Genomic DNA, 15,746 nt, shown 5'->3' with positions numbered 1-15,746 from the left:
TCTACTCACTTTAATTCAAAGCACTCTAACTTAAATGCATTGATCAAAATGCGTTATGCCAGCCGTCAATTTAATTTGCTTTTTTCTGCTTCTGTCTTATCGCAAGATCAGACCATCAACTAAGAAGGAAAGACTTATGATTCTGCACGATTTTTTACCCTCAGGGAACGGTTATAAAATCCGTTTGTTATGTGCCTGTTTAGATCTGAAAGTGACGTTAAAACAATATGACATTACCAAAGGAGAAACACACACAGAACCCTTCTTAGCGATGAACCCAAATGGTAAAATTCCGGTGTTGGAGTTAGATGACGGACAATGCTTGAGCGAAAGTAATGCTGTGCTTCTCTATCTGGCTGAGCAGTACAATCTTGCAGAACAACACAAATCCGCCTTGTTACCGACCGATGCAATCCTTAGAACCAAGGTCTATAAATGGTTATTCTGGGAGCAATACAGCCACGAGCCCAACATTGCCTCGCCACGTTTTTGGCTAACTCACAACGCCATGACAGATCTAAAAAAACAAATGTTGCCAGATCGTATTCAGCAAGGTCATGCTGCGTTAAAACAAATGGAAGAAACATTGGCAACACAAGCGTTTCTAGTGGGCGATTTCATGACACTTGCGGATATTTGCTTGTTCCCTTACACCCATGTGGCGGAGGAAGGCGGCTCTTATCAACTGTCCGAGTATCCAAATATTCAACGCTGGATTAAAAATATTGAAGCTTTGGATTGGTTTATACCGATTACCCAAGCGTGATTCACTTTTTATTCAAACGAGAGAAGGCACTTGATTAAAAGTGCCTTTAAGGTTACCAATCAAACACAAAAAGTCTCATCCACTCGAACTTCGGTCAGTACCGAGTTGGCGATAAAGCAAGCTTCGTGGGATTGATGATGAAGTGCTTTTAACACCTCTGAACTGGGTCTTTCACCAACAAAAGTGACGGTTGGACGTAATACGACTTCGGTCATCATTTGCTTGCCATTGGGGCCAATTGCTAAGGTGCCGATAGCCTTGTCTGTGTATTGTTCGACGATGAGCTTTTTGCGAGAAGCAAAGTCCAAAAAGAACAACATGTGACAGCTGGAAATAGAGGCTACAAATGCTTCTTCAGGGTCTACATTTTCTGCAACGGACATGGGTAAAGGTACAATATGCGGCGAAGACGAGGCTGGCACGACTACGCCGCCTTCGAACTGCCATTCATGGGCACGACTGTATTTTTTATCCAAAAATAACTGTGAACCACGCTTCCATTCAACAGTTGCAAAGTATTCTGACATATTCCATTTCCCCTTTTTGTTTGCCTTAGATACTTGTTTGTCTCAAATAACAGATATAACAAATTTCCCCAATGTTTTGAGCCCGTAAGGTTAACTTATTGTCACTATTTCCAAAGTAGATTTTTTATCTAAATATCTCTCTTTTCAAAAAATTACAATTTGTTCGAAAAACAACCTAAACACAACTTGCACACATTCATCCCAAGTGCCATTTTTAATATAACGCTATTGTCCAATTGATGTAGTTTCTTTGAGAGAAGACAGCTGTATAGCAGGGAACGTTTACCATTTTGGTTTTCAAAGGCTTCAACAACAGGGATATTTTCATGAAGATGCTAAAGACGATAAGAGGTCGCTATACATTAATTTTTGGCGGCTTAGCGTTGGTTTTCCTACTGGTTATAATCTCTACAGAAACATTGGTTAATTACTTACAAAATAGTATGGGTAAATACTCCTCTGGCACTTCGCTAATTCAGAATGCCGATAGAGATTTGTATCAATCTCGTCTCGCACTGGCCACGTTAGTATTTGAGCACAACGCAAACAATGCCAAAGAATTAGAGGAAGCTACGCTATCTAATGCCAAGCAAGCATTGGATCGCATGCAGCAATTTCGACTACTCACAACGGATATAGATGAAATCTCTAGCCTATTAGCGAACTTCGATAGTCTCTATAAAGATTGGTCTGCTACCAATCTCGACATTATCCAATCAATGAAAGATAACCCCGATGCAGCAATAATCCTGTTTGTTAGTGATAACCAAACAAATTTCATCAAACTTCGCAGTTTGTACGATCATTCGGAAGAACTGATCAGCAAATACTCTGCACTTGAAAACAAAGCAATCAATGAATTCACTGACACCTTTAAACTGACAGTCGGCATATTCGCGATTTTCGCCTTACTTTTGAGTGTCATACTGGCTTGGTTTGCCCCTCGAAACATTTCAAAAGCTATCCAATTGGTCACTTTCGGAGTTCGTCAAATCAGCTCTGGTGATGGCGATTTAACACGCCGTATAAACAGCACAAAGCCAGATGAAACTGGCGAATTGAGTCGAGAATTAGACAGCTTTGTCGCTCGTCTCGGCAGCTTGATTGGGCAGGTTCGTAACGGGTGTGAGCATATTCGCCAAGAGATGTTTAATTTGGGGGAATCCGCCTCTGAGTCTGCTAACCTAAGCGAACGCCAAAACCAATCACTTGATTTTGTGGTCACCGCCGTTGAAGAAATGGGTGGTGCAACTCGTGAAGTTGCGCAAAATGCCGCTGACACGGTGGCTGAAGTGGAAGCATTAAACCGTTCTGCAGATGATGGCGTTAAACAATTAGACAATGCCATTTCTCAGCTTGATAACCTTGCAGAGCAAATCCAAGGTGCTGCAGGCGTCATCAATCAACTTTCTGAACGATCCGATAAAATTGCTTCTGTATTGGATGTCATCCTTGGCATTTCCGAGCAAACCAATTTACTCGCGTTAAACGCTGCGATAGAAGCCGCGAGAGCTGGTGAGCAAGGTCGAGGCTTTGCGGTTGTTGCTGACGAAGTGCGTGAACTAGCCAGCAAAACTCAAGCCTCTACTGAAGACATTCAAAAGATGATCAATGACTTACAGTCTGGCGTGAGCAATGCAGTAAGCTCGATTACTCAAAGTGTTGATATGGCTGGCACCAGCGTCTCTCTTTCACGTAAAACTATGGAATCTATTGCAGTTGTAAAAACATCCGCCGGACGAATCTATGACTTTACTGCTCAAACCGCCAGTGCAACAGAAGAGCAAAGCAAGGTCACTGACGAGATAAACGAGAACCTATCGAATCTTGCCAGTATGTCGAAAGACGTCATGGAAATATCCAAACGCATCAGCCATTCGGTTCATCAAACGCTAAGCAATTCTGATGAGCTTGCTAGTCAGGTTAAACGCTTCACGGTTTAATAAAACACTTATTAAAAGCCCCAAAAAACCGTCTTAATCATTGATTTCGGCGGTTTTTGTCTATTTCATGCTATCTAAATGGGGTCGTAAAGTGAGGATTGTCTATAAATTTGCTGTCCGTAAGACTCGTTAAAAACGCCATGAGTTGACGCTTTTCATCGTCGGTTAATAAAAACGGATGTAACTTATCAGACCTTAATGGAGACGCTTTACCTTGCTGTGCTGCACGTCCACCAGCTGCATAATGCTCTATCACCTTTTCTAATGTGGCGATAGAGCCATCATGCATATAAGGCGCTGTTTGAGCGATATTGCGCAGCGTTGGTGTTCTAAATCGTCCTTTGTCTGCCTCTTTCCCTGTATGTTCAAACAATCCTTGGTTGCCTTCTGGGTAAGCACCTTTGCCATCCAAGTTATAAAGCCCTGTGTTATGGAAGGCTGACGCTTGCGTCGCATCGGAAAAATGCACACCAGTATGACAGCTAGAACACCCCAATCTCGCACTAAAAAATAATGCCTCACCAAGCTTAGCATCCTCACTGATGGCACTGTCATTATGATTGTATTTGTAATCGTCATAAGGTGACTGATAACTAATTAAAGTACGTTCAAAAGAAGCCAACGCTTTGGTAATCGTGTCAAAGCTAATAGGGTTGTCTTGATCAGGAAAGGCTTTATGAAATAAATTTGGATAAATAGGGTCCCGTTGTAGAAACAAAATTACTTTTTCTTCTTGCCCTTTGGTGTCCATTTCAATGGGATGAGTACCGAAAATAGGCACATTTGCTTGGTCTTCTAAACGTACCTCGTTAGGATTCGCCCAAGTCAGTGTTTTCATATAAGCCACATTGACAATCGACATGGCATTACGACTATGAAACTGCCCTGTGACACCGACAGAAACGGGTCTTGGCTCTGAAAATGAATGTTCAGGCATATGACAGGTCGAACAGGACATGTAACCTGGACCAGACAAATTGGCATCGTAAAAAAGCCGCTGACCTAACGTGACTTTTTCCTCGCTCATTGGATTATCTACAGGCACGATAGGTGCTGGCATCCATGCAGGCAATGCCCAAATATAATCACCTGCATATAGGTAGGGAGTACAAACTAGCAATATTGACCCCAAAGCAAGATGCCCAACGAGGGATGAAAGATAAGTACATTTGACCCTCATCAAACCTCCCAAGGTCTTTTATTTTAAATATAAAACCGTTTTGATAGTAAACGTCCTAGGCCGTATAAAATAACAGCAACAGGAATATTCAATAACAAAACCAGTAGGCAATCCATCGTCACAGCCAAAACAAAAGCGAATGCGGCATCTAGATATAGGCAGGTGTTTCCCAACAATAAGAGGAAAAAAGAAGTTTTTATCTGCATTTACCAACCCTCCTTATTTGCACAGATTAAAGATTAGTCCCTAATTTTTGAGAATTCACGGTCTAGATCAAATTTTTTAGACGTGACATGACGTTCCATCTCTGTCACTCGTCTCGTTACGTTATCCAATTTTTCTTTAGCGCGACGTAACCTTGAGTTCGCACTATCAGCGTACTTGAACATTTTCTTTGGCCGATAACTTTGTTGACGCTCATCATATTCGTATTCGTAGCCATCTTCTCCTTTTGGGCGAACATCCAAAAACCACCAAAGCGCGATATAAGCAATCACTACAAAGCTACCAAGAAATAAAAAGCCACCAAAGGTGAAAAGCCGCACGACCCATGCATCGACATCAAAATGATCTGCTAAGCCAGCACATACTCCACCCAAGTAACCTTTTTTCTTATTACGATATAGGTTCAAATCCCACCCATGAGACTTTTTGGATTTGATACTTTCTTTTATTTTATCGTTCATCATTTTATTCCTCTTAACTGGCTAATCTTCTATCACTCAACTATCCGAAGATTATCGGTACTCATCATTATCTCGACTACGCCAATCTGGGCTTTCCACATCTAAAATTTTTTCTAATGCTTGTACGCGATCGGTCAATTTATCAGCCTGCATTAATAGAGACTCTAACTCCCGCTTATCACCTTCATCCAATCCCTTTACCGCACGGTTCTTACTTCGGTAATGCAATAGCAACCAAATAGGCGCCACTACCGACATAAAAATGATGGTGGGAACAAACAAAAATACAGCCATACTCATAGCGCAATTCCTTTTTTATAAACTGATACAAATTCAGCTTAGTTGGTCTTAGTCATTTTCTCTTTCAAACGAGCCAACTCATCATTGATATCGTCATCTTCCGCCAGAGCGTCAATTTGTGATTTCAAGTCTGCTTTTGGTTGCATACCGATATCCATAGATTCAAGTTGGCCTTCTAAACTATCAACACGACGCTCAAAACGTTCAAATTTCTCAAAAGCATCGTCTAATGCTTCTTTATGATTCTGGCGCTTCACACGCATACGGCTTTCTACGCTGGATTGACGTAACAACATGGCTTTTTGCTTGGCTTTGGCATCATTCAATTTAATTTGTAACTGTCCTACTTCTTCATTCAAATGCTCAAGGTGTTCATCCAAAGCAGACAATTCTTTATCAATGGCTGCTATTTCTTTTTCTATTTGCTGCTTTTCTGAAAGGGCTGCTCGAGCTAGGTCTTCACGCCCTTTATTGATTGCCAGCATGGCTTTTCCTTCCCACTCTGCTGCTTCACTGCGCATACGCTCCAAACGGCGTCCTGTGGTTTTACGATCGGCAATCACGCGAGCAGAGCTAGAGCGTACTTCGACTAATGTTTCTTCCATCTCTTGAATCATCATTCGAATCATTTTTTTTGGGTCTTCGGCTTTATCCAGCAACGAAGTTAAGTTGCTATTAATAATGTCCGTCATTCTTGAAAAAATACCCATGGTTTTATCTCCTGTTTCATATGCAATTGATGAGCTTCTTCTCTTGCTATTACAGCATTCGTGCCAAAACCGATAACCTTATGATTATTATGAATTTATTGTTTATACAGTGTAATTGACTAATTTTTTAATGGCTTAAAAAACCATTTTTTAGTACTTTTAACCAAATACAATTAGCAAATTTCACCAATCACATTAAGAACAATCGATAATCTTATGAAAAATAACCAAAGAGTCATTGGTAGCTCTCAAGCACTGGCTGATGCACTTGATCATGCATCGATTCTGGCAGAAATTAATCGACCTATCTTGATCTGTGGTGAACGAGGCAGCGGCAAAGAACTCATCGCAGAACGATTGCATTATTTATCACCTCGTTGGGATCAGCCTTTTATTAGCATCAACTGCGCAGCCATTAGTGATAGCTTGATGGAAAGCGAATTGTTTGGTCATGAAGCAGGGGCTTTTACTGGCGCCACCAAAGGATATCAAGGTCGCTTCGAACGTGCAGACGGCGGTACCTTATTCCTCGACGAACTTGGCACCATGTCATTACGAGTACAAGAAAAGCTGTTACGACTAATTGAATATGGTGAGTTCGAACGCCTCGGCAGCGCTAAAACTCAACGAGTTGACGTTCGAATTGTCGCGGCAACTAACGCAAATTTACCGACACTGAGCGAACAAGGCGAATTTCGTGCAGACCTACTCGACCGTCTTACGTTTGATGTCATTCAAGTTCCTCCATTACGAGATAGAAAAGAAGACATAGAAGAATTAGCTAATTTCTTTGCCGTGAAACTTAGCACTGAACTGGGCTGGGAATATTTTCAAGGATTTAGCCCTAAAGCCCTAACGTCATTAAAAAATTATGATTGGCCAGGCAACATCCGAGAATTAAAAAATGTTATTGAACGCTCGGTTTATCGCTGCGGCTTCCAAGCCGATCCCGTTGAGAAAATCGTAATCAATCCTTTTACTCGTGCAAATGAAGAAGCAAGCGACAGTCTCATCAATAAACAAGCCGCACAGGCAATCACAATAGATTCAAAACCGTCTGGCTTTTCCCTTAATTCGTCTTTGAGCTTGAAAGAGCAGACCTTTCAGCTGCAACAACACTTAATTCAGCAAGCTCTTAATGAAAATCAACACAACCAGCGACTCGCCGCTCAATCACTGGGACTCACTTATGATCAATTTAGAGGTTTGCTCAAGAAGCTAAAATAGCCTCTTAGTTATTTGAGCAAACCCTCTTGTTTCACTGTATTCAATTCACACATGTGAAGATGAAAATTCACCAGCCAACAAGCCTTGTTGAGCTAAACGCCCTTCCGTATAGTCTGTGCTTTCTAATACAAGCAACTTTTTGATGCTATTTATCCTCCGCAACAAGAAGGATTTACTGTATTTATAATATAAAATGTTATTATGTAACAAATATTCAACGGAACCTGACTAGCCTTGATTAGTGCAACACCTTCAACCTCTCCAAATGACAAGCAAAAAGACGATGCTTCTTACGCGTTTTTTTCTGGCTGCCAGCCCGCTGGCATGCAGCTGAAGGACGTCGCTTGGTCTCCTTATCGGGACAAGGCGTTACTGAAACCAATCACGGTGAATATCCAGCCAGGTGAGTTTCTTGCGATTGTCGGACCAAATGGTTCAGGAAAAACCAGTCTATTACGCTGTCTTTATCGTACCAATAAACCGACCAACGGCACTGTCTTGCTTGATGGTAAAGATCTATGGTCGTTGTCACCTCGCCAATGTGCCCAACGCATTGCGACGGTTTTACAAGACACTGGCGGCGAATTTGGTCTAAGCGTTTTCGAAATGGTGGAAATCGGCCTGACACCAAAGTCTCTAGTCTGGGGACGCTCCGAAGAAGACAGTCACATTATTGAAAGCTCATTGGCCTTGCTTGATGTGGCGCATTTAGCAGAACGATCTTTTGATTCTTTGTCCGGCGGTGAACGCCAGCGGGTTATGATAGCCAGAGCCTTGGCACAACGCCCCGACATATTGATTCTAGACGAGCCAACCAATCATCTAGACATTCGCCACCAGCTCGATGTACTTGCCTTATTATCAAAATTGCCTTGTACGCTGATCGTGTCCTTACATGATTTAGCACTTGCTTCAGCGTATGCCGACCGAGTTTTAGTAATGCTGAAAGGTGAAATGCAAGCCTGCGCGCCACCTAGCCATGTGTTTACCAAACAACGCATAAAACAAGTATTTGATGTGGAAACCATCATTGATGAGCATCCCGTCACACAAAGACCCAGATTTTCTTTCTATATCAATGATTAATAGGACAGACACATGACAGCGAACGTCAACATAGCCATCAAACACACTTCATTACTTATCAGCGGCGCATTACTTGGGCTTTTACACGCAGGTTTAGCCAACGCTTCTGGCTATCCTGTGACGGTACAAAGCTGCGACCGTCAGGTCACTTTTGATCATGCTCCCAAAGCGGCGGTCTCAAACGATGTGAACTTAACTGAGATGATGTTGGCCCTTGGCCTGCAAGATCACATGGCTGGATTTACTGGTGTTTCTGGCTGGAAAACACTTGATCCAACGCTGCGCAATGGCATCGGCGAGTTAAAAGAATTGTCACCAAAATACCCAAGCAAAGAAGTGCTGCTTGGCGCCGATGCGGACTTTTATTTTGCTGGCTGGAACTACGGCATGCGAGTCGGTGGTGGCGTCACACCAGACACCTTGGCGCCGCTTGGTATCAAGGTTTACGAGTTAACCGAAAGCTGTATTCACATCATGGACAAACCGAAAGTCTCCATGGATGATCTTTATATAGATTTACTCAATCTAGGTCGTATCTTTGACAAAGAAGAGCAAGCCCAATCCTTGGTAAAAGGCTATCAAGAAGATCTAACCAATTTCCAAGCGAATCTAACGCCATTAAAAACAATACCTAAAGTCTTCGTTTATGATTCAGGTGAAGAACAGCCTTTTACTTCTGGCCGCTATGGCATGCCAACGGCATTGATAGAAGCTGCGGGCGGAAAAAACATCGTCGATGACGTGCAAAAAAGCTGGACACAAATTGGCTGGGAGGCAGTTATTGACCGAGCACCAGAGTTTATTATTATCGTTAATTATGGTGACGTTACCGCAGAGCAGAAGATCAACTTCTTGCGCAGCAACCCAGCCTTTAAAAACATTCCAGCGGTGAAAAATAATCACTTTGTGATATTGGAATACATCGAGGCCACGCCGGGACCGCGTAATATTAATGCGATCAAACGCTTAGCTGAGGCTTTTAGAACAGCGTTATGAAACCAACCAATAAAAAGCTCACCATCATGGGACGAGTTCCATTGCCTGTTTTGTTAATCATGCTGAGCATCCTTCTGCTGTTATTAATGGGCGTGGCGATTGGTGTAGGCTCTGTGTCGATTAGCCAGTCGACTGTGTGGAACGTAATCGGTCATAAATTATCGATTACCAATATGCAGCCTAACTGGTCGATGGGACGCGAAAACATCATCTGGTCTGTGCGTTTACCAAGAACGCTACTCGCAGCCATGGTCGGCGCAGCGTTAGCGATTGTTGGCGCGGCGTTGCAATCTGTTACTCGCAATCCTTTGGCCGATCCACATTTATTAGGCGTGTCTTCTGGAGCGGCGTTAGGGGCGATTATCGCCTTACTGCATACTGGCATGGTGTTAGGTGTGGTTACCGTACCAGTGTTTGCATTTCTAGGTGCTTTGTTGGCGATGTTTCTAGTCTTGGCGGTAGCAAACTTTTCCTCGGCACACAGCGCGGGGCGTTTGATTCTAGCGGGTGTGGCGGTAGCCTTTGTGCTGACTGCCTTAGGGAATTTATTCATCTTTATGGGCGATCATCGCTCGTCTCATACGGTAATATTCTGGATGCTCGGCGGCTTGGGCCTGGCTCAGTGGGGACAGCTTTGGTTTCCGCTGGTGACTCTCTTACTAGGTTCCGGCTATCTGATCTACAATGCTCGTTACCTTAATGCCATGACTCTTGGCGATGAAAGCGCCAGTACCTTAGGCGTTCCGGTCGAACGATTCCGCCTAGTTGTGATTGTGGTTTGTGCGCTGCTGACTGGCGCGGCGGTCGCCTTTTCTGGTGTCATCGGCTTTGTCGGCCTGATGGTGCCGCACATTGTGCGTTTGTTGGTGGGCGGCGATTACCGTAAAGTCTTGCCTTTATCGGCGCTATTCGGCGCCTTGTTTCTCGTCGCAGCAGACATTGCTTCTAGAATCATCATGCCACCGGAAGACATGCCAATCGGTATTCTTACTGGCCTAGTCGGCGGCATCGCCTTTGTCTTCCTAATGCGACAAAAACGTAACGTCTCTTTGTAAGCTGCCAACCTAAAAATCATATGAAGTAATAATATATAGAACTCGTAATATCCATAATATTATGAGTTCAAACCTTATATAAACATCTCGGGTTTAGCAAATAAATTTATTATAAGATAAGATTTAAAGTATTAGCTTAAATTAGCAATGGCTGACGTAAAAACACTATATTTTTTCCGCAAACCACTCAAAGCATTAAGCACAGAGATAAATAATTAGTATGGCTTCTTTTACCAATCAGCAATTGCAGTTGATTATTGCACAACTTGATCAAGCTATTTTCAGTCATGATCAATGGTACAAGCATATTCTACGAACTTTGATCTTACGTATCCCTCCGGAGAAGGCAGACATAGCGCCAGAATCACATCGTCATTGTCATTTTGGTCAATGGTATGAAAGTTCTCAAGCATTTTTTATTAGAGAGAATCCAGCATTTATCTCCCTTGGATATGCACACAAAAAGATGCATATTAGTGCACAAAACCTGCTTCAGAAAATATGTGATGGTTCACTTATTCTATCTATAGATTGGGATAGTTTCGATAAAGATATTGATAAAATGCGTTTAGCTTTTCAGAACTTGCGACATGAGTTTGCTGCAATCGAAAAAAATCGTGACCCTCTTACAGAAGCTCAAACAAGGGACGGAATGCTTGCCGAAATTCGTGATCAGAATGCTTTAGTTCAAAGAGAACAGCAAAACTGTGCTCTGGTAATGTTTGATCTTGACCATTTCAAGCAAGTAAATGACACATATGGCCATCTTGCAGGTGATCTTGTACTTGTTTCAACCGTACAACGTATAAAGGCTCTCCTTCGACCATATGACCGAATTTACCGGTATGGGGGTGAGGAATTTATTATTTGCATGCCAAGAACAACCTTAGCTCAAGCCCATATAGTGGCAGAACGAATGCGTGAAGCAATTGCTGAGCAGAATATCCAATTTAATAACTCTAGAGAATTACTGCGAGTAACAGCATCTTTTGGTGTAACGATACTTACACAACTTCGATCAGTTGAAGAATCTATAGATTATGTGGACAAAGCAATGTACGAAGCAAAAAGGGCTGGTCGCAATCGTGTAGTGGACGATGTTAACTTATAGCAGCACAAGATATATTCTGCTAACCGCCACTGTATTCAAAGCTTTTTTCGTCAAGTTCAGTTGTTGCTAGTGATTATAAATGGTGTAACGAAACTAAGTACATTTACTTATCTGGCACCAGTGGCTCCCTTCTTTTTCTGTCTATCATTGTAGTGACCAAAAATATTTAATAGCACTTTTATATAATAACTCGACAAAAATATAACGTCTCTTTGTAAGCTGCTTTTTGTGGATTGCTTTTTGTAGGTGGCTCTGTCCATTTAGCGACGATAGTTGTCAATTACAGCTCAGACAGCCAAAAGACTTCTCTTTAGCATAAGGATTCAATTTCTAATGCTAAAGAGAAAACATCATGCTAACCCAGCCTTCTATAAAATATCACCCTGCTCAAATTATCGATTTTCCTGCCCGCACTTGGCCTTCAAAGCAGTTGAAGGCTCCGCCTCGTTGGTGCTCAACAGACTTACGCGACGGCAATCAAGCGCTTGCTAATCCGATGGATCACGCGAAGAAAATGGCTTTCTTTAAGCATTTAATTGAATGTGGTTTTAAAGAAATTGAAATTGCCTTTCCTGCTGCGTCACAAACGGATTTTGATTTTGTTCGCTTGCTTATCGAAGGCGACTACATCCCTGGCGATGTGACGATTCAAGTAATGACGCAATCTCGTGTGGATTTAATTGAACGCACAATACAGTCTCTCGTTGGCGCAAAAAAAGCCATAGTGCATATTTACAACGCCACAGCACCCGTATTTCGTGAAGTCGTCTTTTGCCAAGACAAAGCCGCGACGCTTGAATTAGCCGTGCAAGGCGTTAAACACATTCGCCAATTGTGCGAGCAAAATCCAGATACTCAGTGGACTCTTCAATATTCGCCAGAAACCTTTTGTTTTACCGAACCTGACTTTGCCTTAGAAGTGTGCGAAGCAGTGAAAAAAACATGGCAGCCAAGCCAAGAACGCCCGATGATTTTGAACCTACCAACTACGGTAGAAGTAAACACGCCCAATGTGTTTGCAGATCAAATTGAATATTTCATGACGTCTTTTTCTTCTCTAGAACACATTACCATCAGCGTGCACCCTCACAACGACAGAGGCACAGGCGTTGCCACAGCAGAAATGGCGATACTCGCTGGCGCGCAGAGAGTCGAAGGCTGTTTATTTGGTAATGGGGAACGAACTGGCAATGTGGATCTCGTCACTTTGGCGATGAATCTTTATAGCCAAGGCGTTCATCCTAATTTGAATTTTTCAGACATACGCCGCACAGTGGAGTTGGTCGAAGAATGCAATGAACTTCCCGTTCATCCTCGGCATCCTTATGCTGGCTCATTGGCTTTTACGGCGTTTTCAGGTTCACACCAAGATGCGATCAAAAAAGGCTTTGCCGCACAAAAATCAACCTCATCGACTGTTTGGCAAATCCCTTATTTACCATTAGACCCGAAAGATATTGGCTGCACTTATGAAGAAGTCATTCGAGTAAATAGCCAATCTGGCAAAAGCGGTGCCGCTTGGTTATTACAGGAAAATCATGGACTGTTTTTACCACGCAAACTACAAATAGACTTTAGCAAGAAAGTCAAAAATCATACGGATCAAACTGGTCACGAAATGCCTCTAGCCGATGTTTGGCGTTTATTCAGAGAATCCTACAGGCTGAACCCAGATGACAAAGGCCAAATGACATTAATGGATTATCGCAGCCATAGCTCAAACGGATTACAGGAAATTCGCGCTACCTTACGCTACCAGGAAAAAACATGGCAACTGGTTGGCGAAGGCAAAGGATTGTTGTCCGCCATGCTTGATGCGTTAAGAAAGCGTTTTAACTGGCAGATAAACATCAGCGACTTTCATGAACACACCTTAGGACAACAGACGAAAAGCAAAGCGGTGAGCTATGTTCAAATTGAGTCCGATCAGGTTACACCAAGTTTTGGTGTTGCTATTGATGAAGATTCGACCAAGGCCTCGCTACAAGCACTAATCAACGCTTGCCATCCTTTATACAAAGAAGCTTAGCGAGACGGTAACTTTCATTACGTCTATTGAGATTGCAGTAAATAGTCAGTCGGTGAAACGCCGACTCGACTTTTAAACATCGCACTAAAAGCACTAGGACTATCGTAACCAATCAGAATCGCGGTATCTAAGACGCTTTTTCCGCTGGCAAGATACTCCAGGGCCAAAAGTAAACGCTTCCGCCGCAGCCATTCTGCAAATGTTAGCGACATTTCTTGCTGGAACTTTCGAGTTACAGAACGCTCGCTTATGCCCAAAATATGAGCACCATCGGCATTTTTCCAATCATGAGCAATACGCTGACTGACATGCTCACACAAAGAAACCAAAGAGTCGGAGGTTGGCAATGGCACATAGAAAGACACGCTCGATAAACGACGTAATTCGTCCAAAATCAATTCAATAATTCGCTCATCACGACCTCCTGAAACAATGTCGTTAGGAAGCTCTAACGCTTCAATAATAAGTGCCTTTAACAACATGGATACGTCAATGACAGAGCAATCATGGGGCAAATCGGCACGAGCAAGAGGATCAATAAATAGCGTTCTGACTTTTACCAATCCTGTCATATGGAGACTGTGTTCAATTCCTGCAGGAATCCACATTCCCCGATTTGGAGGAATCACCCAACTACCAAAACGAGTCTCCACACGTATCACACCACTTAGTGTGTGAATCAGCTGTGCGCAGTTATGAGCATGATAAGGCTCAAATTTACCATGTTCATAATCTTGCGCGTAAGCCACAACTCTATTTGGTAAATGATTGTTTTGAAACAACACGCAGCTCTCCTAGAACCCCATAGATAGTTCGATTGAGTTTACCTATCAAGAAGCAGATCTCAACACACTACACGAGCAAACTTAAAAACCTACAATAACAAGCTTGCTTTATTGAAATCTAACGACCAAAATGCTGTTTATACATACAGTATTTTAGGTGTTTTATGTCTACTTCTTTTATCTATAACAGCGATCAAAAAGGCGAAAAATCTCCTTTCAACAATCCTATCAAGGGACGTGGTACCGCCAATAATATGGCGGGGCGTTTTGCCATTACATTGGTTGAAATAGATGAAAACGACGAAGCCATTGCCTTGTTGGAAACCTCGTCCCCCAAGACAGAGATTCGCTACGAACGCGCCAAAAGCATCATTAGTCGCAATTCGTCTCCTGATATTCCTTTTCGCCTGTCGGTGAATCCTTATAAAGGCTGCGAGCATGGCTGTGTATATTGCTTTGCTCGCCCTACTCATGCGTATTTAGATTTGTCGCCAGGGTTGGATTTTGAGACCAAGCTGGTTGCCAAAACCAATGCGGCATTTTTGTTTGAAGAAGAACTGGCGCACCCAAACTATCGTTGTGAACCCATTGCATTAGGCATTAATACCGATGCTTATCAGCCAATAGAAAAACAGCTCAAGATCACTCGGCAATTATTGGAAATCGCCTTGGCGCATCATCAGCCAATCTCGCTAATAACCAAAAGCACCTTAATACTCAGAGATATAGATTTACTCACTCAAATGGCAGCAAAAAAGCTTATTCATGTAGCAATCAGTGTGACGACGCTCAATAACGATTTAAAGCGTATTTTGGAACCCAGAACAGCGTCTGGAAAAACACGTTTACAAGTCATTAAAACCTTACGCGATGCTGGGATTCCTGTATCGGTTTTGGTTGCACCGGTGATTCCTTTTATCAACGATAACGAGCTAGAAGAAATCGTCGCTGCTTGCTCTGAGGTTGGCGCGCAATCCGTTAACTACATAATGTTGCGTTTGCCTCACGAGGTTGCGCCTTTGTTTTCGGATTGGCTCCACCAGCATTATCCAGATCGAGCTGAGCATGTTTTGCAGCGCATTATGGATATGCGCGGTGGCAAGCTCTACAACAGTCAATTTGGCAAACGCATGACAGGTGAAGGCATCTTTGCAGATTTGATTAACCAACGCTTTCACGTAGCGCGACGCAAATATGGATTGGATGACAACAGACTGAGCTATCTCGATTGCCGCCATTTTGCTGTTCCACCAAAGGAAGGCGATCAGATGGCGTTGTTTTAGTAACTTAAGCGGTCTGCTTAACGCAAAATTCCCTAAGAGCAAAACTCTTAGGGAATTTGAAT

Annotated in this window: 16 protein-coding genes; 9 read left to right on the top strand and 7 right to left on the bottom strand. The window is 42.7% G+C overall.

What is annotated here, in order from left to right:
• The first annotated feature begins 136 nt into the window (after positions 1-136).
• Positions 137-766 (top strand): glutathione S-transferase family protein, encoded by a 630-nt coding sequence (locus BUA59_RS05565; protein WP_072838747.1) that lies wholly within the window; start codon positions 137-139, stop codon positions 764-766.
• A 59-nt stretch (positions 767-825) separates the two neighbouring features.
• Here the strand turns inward: BUA59_RS05565 and BUA59_RS05560 are convergent, their stop codons facing one another.
• On the bottom strand, positions 826-1,293 hold the full coding sequence (locus tag BUA59_RS05560) for an OsmC family protein (protein WP_072838746.1): 468 nt from the start codon (positions 1,291-1,293) through the stop codon (positions 826-828).
• Between the two features lie 326 nt (positions 1,294-1,619).
• On the opposite strand from BUA59_RS05560, the gene BUA59_RS05555 reads away from it, so the two are divergent.
• Positions 1,620-3,236: a methyl-accepting chemotaxis protein gene (locus tag BUA59_RS05555; RefSeq protein WP_072838745.1), complete on the top strand. Its 1,617-nt coding sequence runs from the start codon at positions 1,620-1,622 to the stop codon at positions 3,234-3,236.
• A gap of 70 nt (positions 3,237-3,306) precedes the next feature.
• Here BUA59_RS05555 and BUA59_RS05550 read toward each other — a convergent pair whose 3' ends face one another.
• From BUA59_RS05550 to pspA, 5 genes are read right to left on the bottom strand one after another with little or no spacing between them, the layout of a single operon-like run.
• The gene (locus BUA59_RS05550) at positions 3,307-4,416 is read right to left on the bottom strand and encodes an MbnH family di-heme enzyme (protein ID WP_072838744.1); all 1,110 of its coding nucleotides are present in this window, start codon (positions 4,414-4,416) and stop codon (positions 3,307-3,309) included.
• Positions 4,417-4,439: 23 nt separating this feature from the next.
• The gene (locus tag BUA59_RS05545) at positions 4,440-4,622 is read right to left on the bottom strand and encodes a hypothetical protein (RefSeq protein WP_072838743.1); all 183 of its coding nucleotides are present in this window, start codon (positions 4,620-4,622) and stop codon (positions 4,440-4,442) included.
• A 33-nt stretch (positions 4,623-4,655) separates the two neighbouring features.
• Positions 4,656-5,105 carry an envelope stress response membrane protein PspC gene (gene pspC, locus BUA59_RS05540; protein WP_084122207.1) on the bottom strand — a complete coding sequence of 150 codons (450 nt, stop codon included), beginning with the start codon at positions 5,103-5,105 and terminating at the stop codon, positions 4,656-4,658.
• Between the two features lie 48 nt (positions 5,106-5,153).
• The gene (pspB, locus tag BUA59_RS05535; RefSeq protein ID WP_072838742.1) at positions 5,154-5,402 is read right to left on the bottom strand and encodes an envelope stress response membrane protein PspB; all 249 of its coding nucleotides are present in this window, start codon (positions 5,400-5,402) and stop codon (positions 5,154-5,156) included.
• A 38-nt stretch (positions 5,403-5,440) separates the two neighbouring features.
• Positions 5,441-6,112: a phage shock protein PspA gene (gene pspA, locus BUA59_RS05530; RefSeq protein ID WP_072838741.1), complete on the bottom strand. Its 672-nt coding sequence runs from the start codon at positions 6,110-6,112 to the stop codon at positions 5,441-5,443.
• Positions 6,113-6,328: 216 nt separating this feature from the next.
• Between pspA and pspF the strand changes: the two genes are divergently transcribed.
• From pspF to leuA, 6 genes are all read left to right on the top strand, one after another.
• Entirely contained in the window at positions 6,329-7,339 is a 1,011-nt protein-coding gene (gene pspF, locus BUA59_RS05525; RefSeq protein ID WP_072838740.1) for a phage shock protein operon transcriptional activator, read from the top strand.
• A 234-nt stretch (positions 7,340-7,573) separates the two neighbouring features.
• Entirely contained in the window at positions 7,574-8,425 is an 852-nt protein-coding gene (locus BUA59_RS05520; RefSeq protein ID WP_084122205.1) for an ABC transporter ATP-binding protein, read from the top strand.
• 12 nt (positions 8,426-8,437) lie between these two features.
• Entirely contained in the window at positions 8,438-9,421 is a 984-nt protein-coding gene (locus tag BUA59_RS05515) for an ABC transporter substrate-binding protein (protein ID WP_072838739.1), read from the top strand.
• Entirely contained in the window at positions 9,418-10,476 is a 1,059-nt protein-coding gene (locus BUA59_RS05510) for a FecCD family ABC transporter permease (RefSeq protein ID WP_072838738.1), read from the top strand. Before BUA59_RS05515 ends, BUA59_RS05510 begins: the two co-directional genes overlap by 4 nt.
• Positions 10,477-10,696: 220 nt before the next feature.
• On the top strand, positions 10,697-11,587 hold the full coding sequence (locus BUA59_RS05505) for a diguanylate cyclase (protein WP_072838737.1): 891 nt from the start codon (positions 10,697-10,699) through the stop codon (positions 11,585-11,587).
• A 352-nt stretch (positions 11,588-11,939) separates the two neighbouring features.
• Complete coding sequence (gene leuA, locus BUA59_RS05500; protein WP_072838736.1) at positions 11,940-13,616, top strand: 2-isopropylmalate synthase; 1,677 nt, start codon at positions 11,940-11,942, stop codon at positions 13,614-13,616.
• Between the two features lie 23 nt (positions 13,617-13,639).
• On the opposite strand, the gene BUA59_RS05495 is transcribed toward leuA, so the two are convergent.
• Entirely contained in the window at positions 13,640-14,401 is a 762-nt protein-coding gene (locus BUA59_RS05495) for an AraC family transcriptional regulator (protein ID WP_072838735.1), read from the bottom strand.
• 164 nt (positions 14,402-14,565) lie between these two features.
• On the opposite strand from BUA59_RS05495, the gene BUA59_RS05490 reads away from it, so the two are divergent.
• Positions 14,566-15,684 carry a PA0069 family radical SAM protein gene (locus BUA59_RS05490; RefSeq protein WP_072838734.1) on the top strand — a complete coding sequence of 373 codons (1,119 nt, stop codon included), beginning with the start codon at positions 14,566-14,568 and terminating at the stop codon, positions 15,682-15,684.
• The last annotated feature ends 62 nt before the right edge of the window (positions 15,685-15,746 follow it).

Origin of the sequence: Marinomonas polaris DSM 16579 (assembly GCF_900129155.1) — a bacterium.
GTDB classification, from domain to species: domain Bacteria; phylum Pseudomonadota; class Gammaproteobacteria; order Pseudomonadales; family Marinomonadaceae; genus Marinomonas; species Marinomonas polaris.
This window is presented reverse-complemented; position numbering and strand designations above follow the sequence as displayed.

Bases quoted from the DNA above. Each gene is read 5' to 3' on its own strand.
- BUA59_RS05560 (WP_072838746.1), bottom strand. From the start codon at position 1,293: ATGTCAGAATACTTTGCAACTGTTGAATGGAAGCGTGGTTCACAGTTA.
- pspB (WP_072838742.1), bottom strand. From the start codon at position 5,402: ATGAGTATGGCTGTATTTTTGTTTGTTCCCACCATCATTTTTATGTCG.
- BUA59_RS05510 (WP_072838738.1), top strand. From the start codon at position 9,418: ATGAAACCAACCAATAAAAAGCTCACCATCATGGGACGAGTTCCATTG.
- BUA59_RS05505 (WP_072838737.1), top strand. From the start codon at position 10,697: ATGGCTTCTTTTACCAATCAGCAATTGCAGTTGATTATTGCACAACTT.
- pspF (WP_072838740.1), top strand. From the start codon at position 6,329: ATGAAAAATAACCAAAGAGTCATTGGTAGCTCTCAAGCACTGGCTGAT.
- BUA59_RS05550 (WP_072838744.1), bottom strand. From the start codon at position 4,416: ATGAGGGTCAAATGTACTTATCTTTCATCCCTCGTTGGGCATCTTGCT.
- pspC (WP_084122207.1), bottom strand. From the start codon at position 5,105: ATGATGAACGATAAAATAAAAGAAAGTATCAAATCCAAAAAGTCTCAT.
- BUA59_RS05565 (WP_072838747.1), top strand. From the start codon at position 137: ATGATTCTGCACGATTTTTTACCCTCAGGGAACGGTTATAAAATCCGT.
- BUA59_RS05515 (WP_072838739.1), top strand. From the start codon at position 8,438: ATGACAGCGAACGTCAACATAGCCATCAAACACACTTCATTACTTATC.
- BUA59_RS05545 (WP_072838743.1), bottom strand. From the start codon at position 4,622: ATGCAGATAAAAACTTCTTTTTTCCTCTTATTGTTGGGAAACACCTGC.
- BUA59_RS05555 (WP_072838745.1), top strand. From the start codon at position 1,620: ATGAAGATGCTAAAGACGATAAGAGGTCGCTATACATTAATTTTTGGC.
- pspA (WP_072838741.1), bottom strand. From the start codon at position 6,112: ATGGGTATTTTTTCAAGAATGACGGACATTATTAATAGCAACTTAACT.
- BUA59_RS05490 (WP_072838734.1), top strand. From the start codon at position 14,566: ATGTCTACTTCTTTTATCTATAACAGCGATCAAAAAGGCGAAAAATCT.
- leuA (WP_072838736.1), top strand. From the start codon at position 11,940: ATGCTAACCCAGCCTTCTATAAAATATCACCCTGCTCAAATTATCGAT.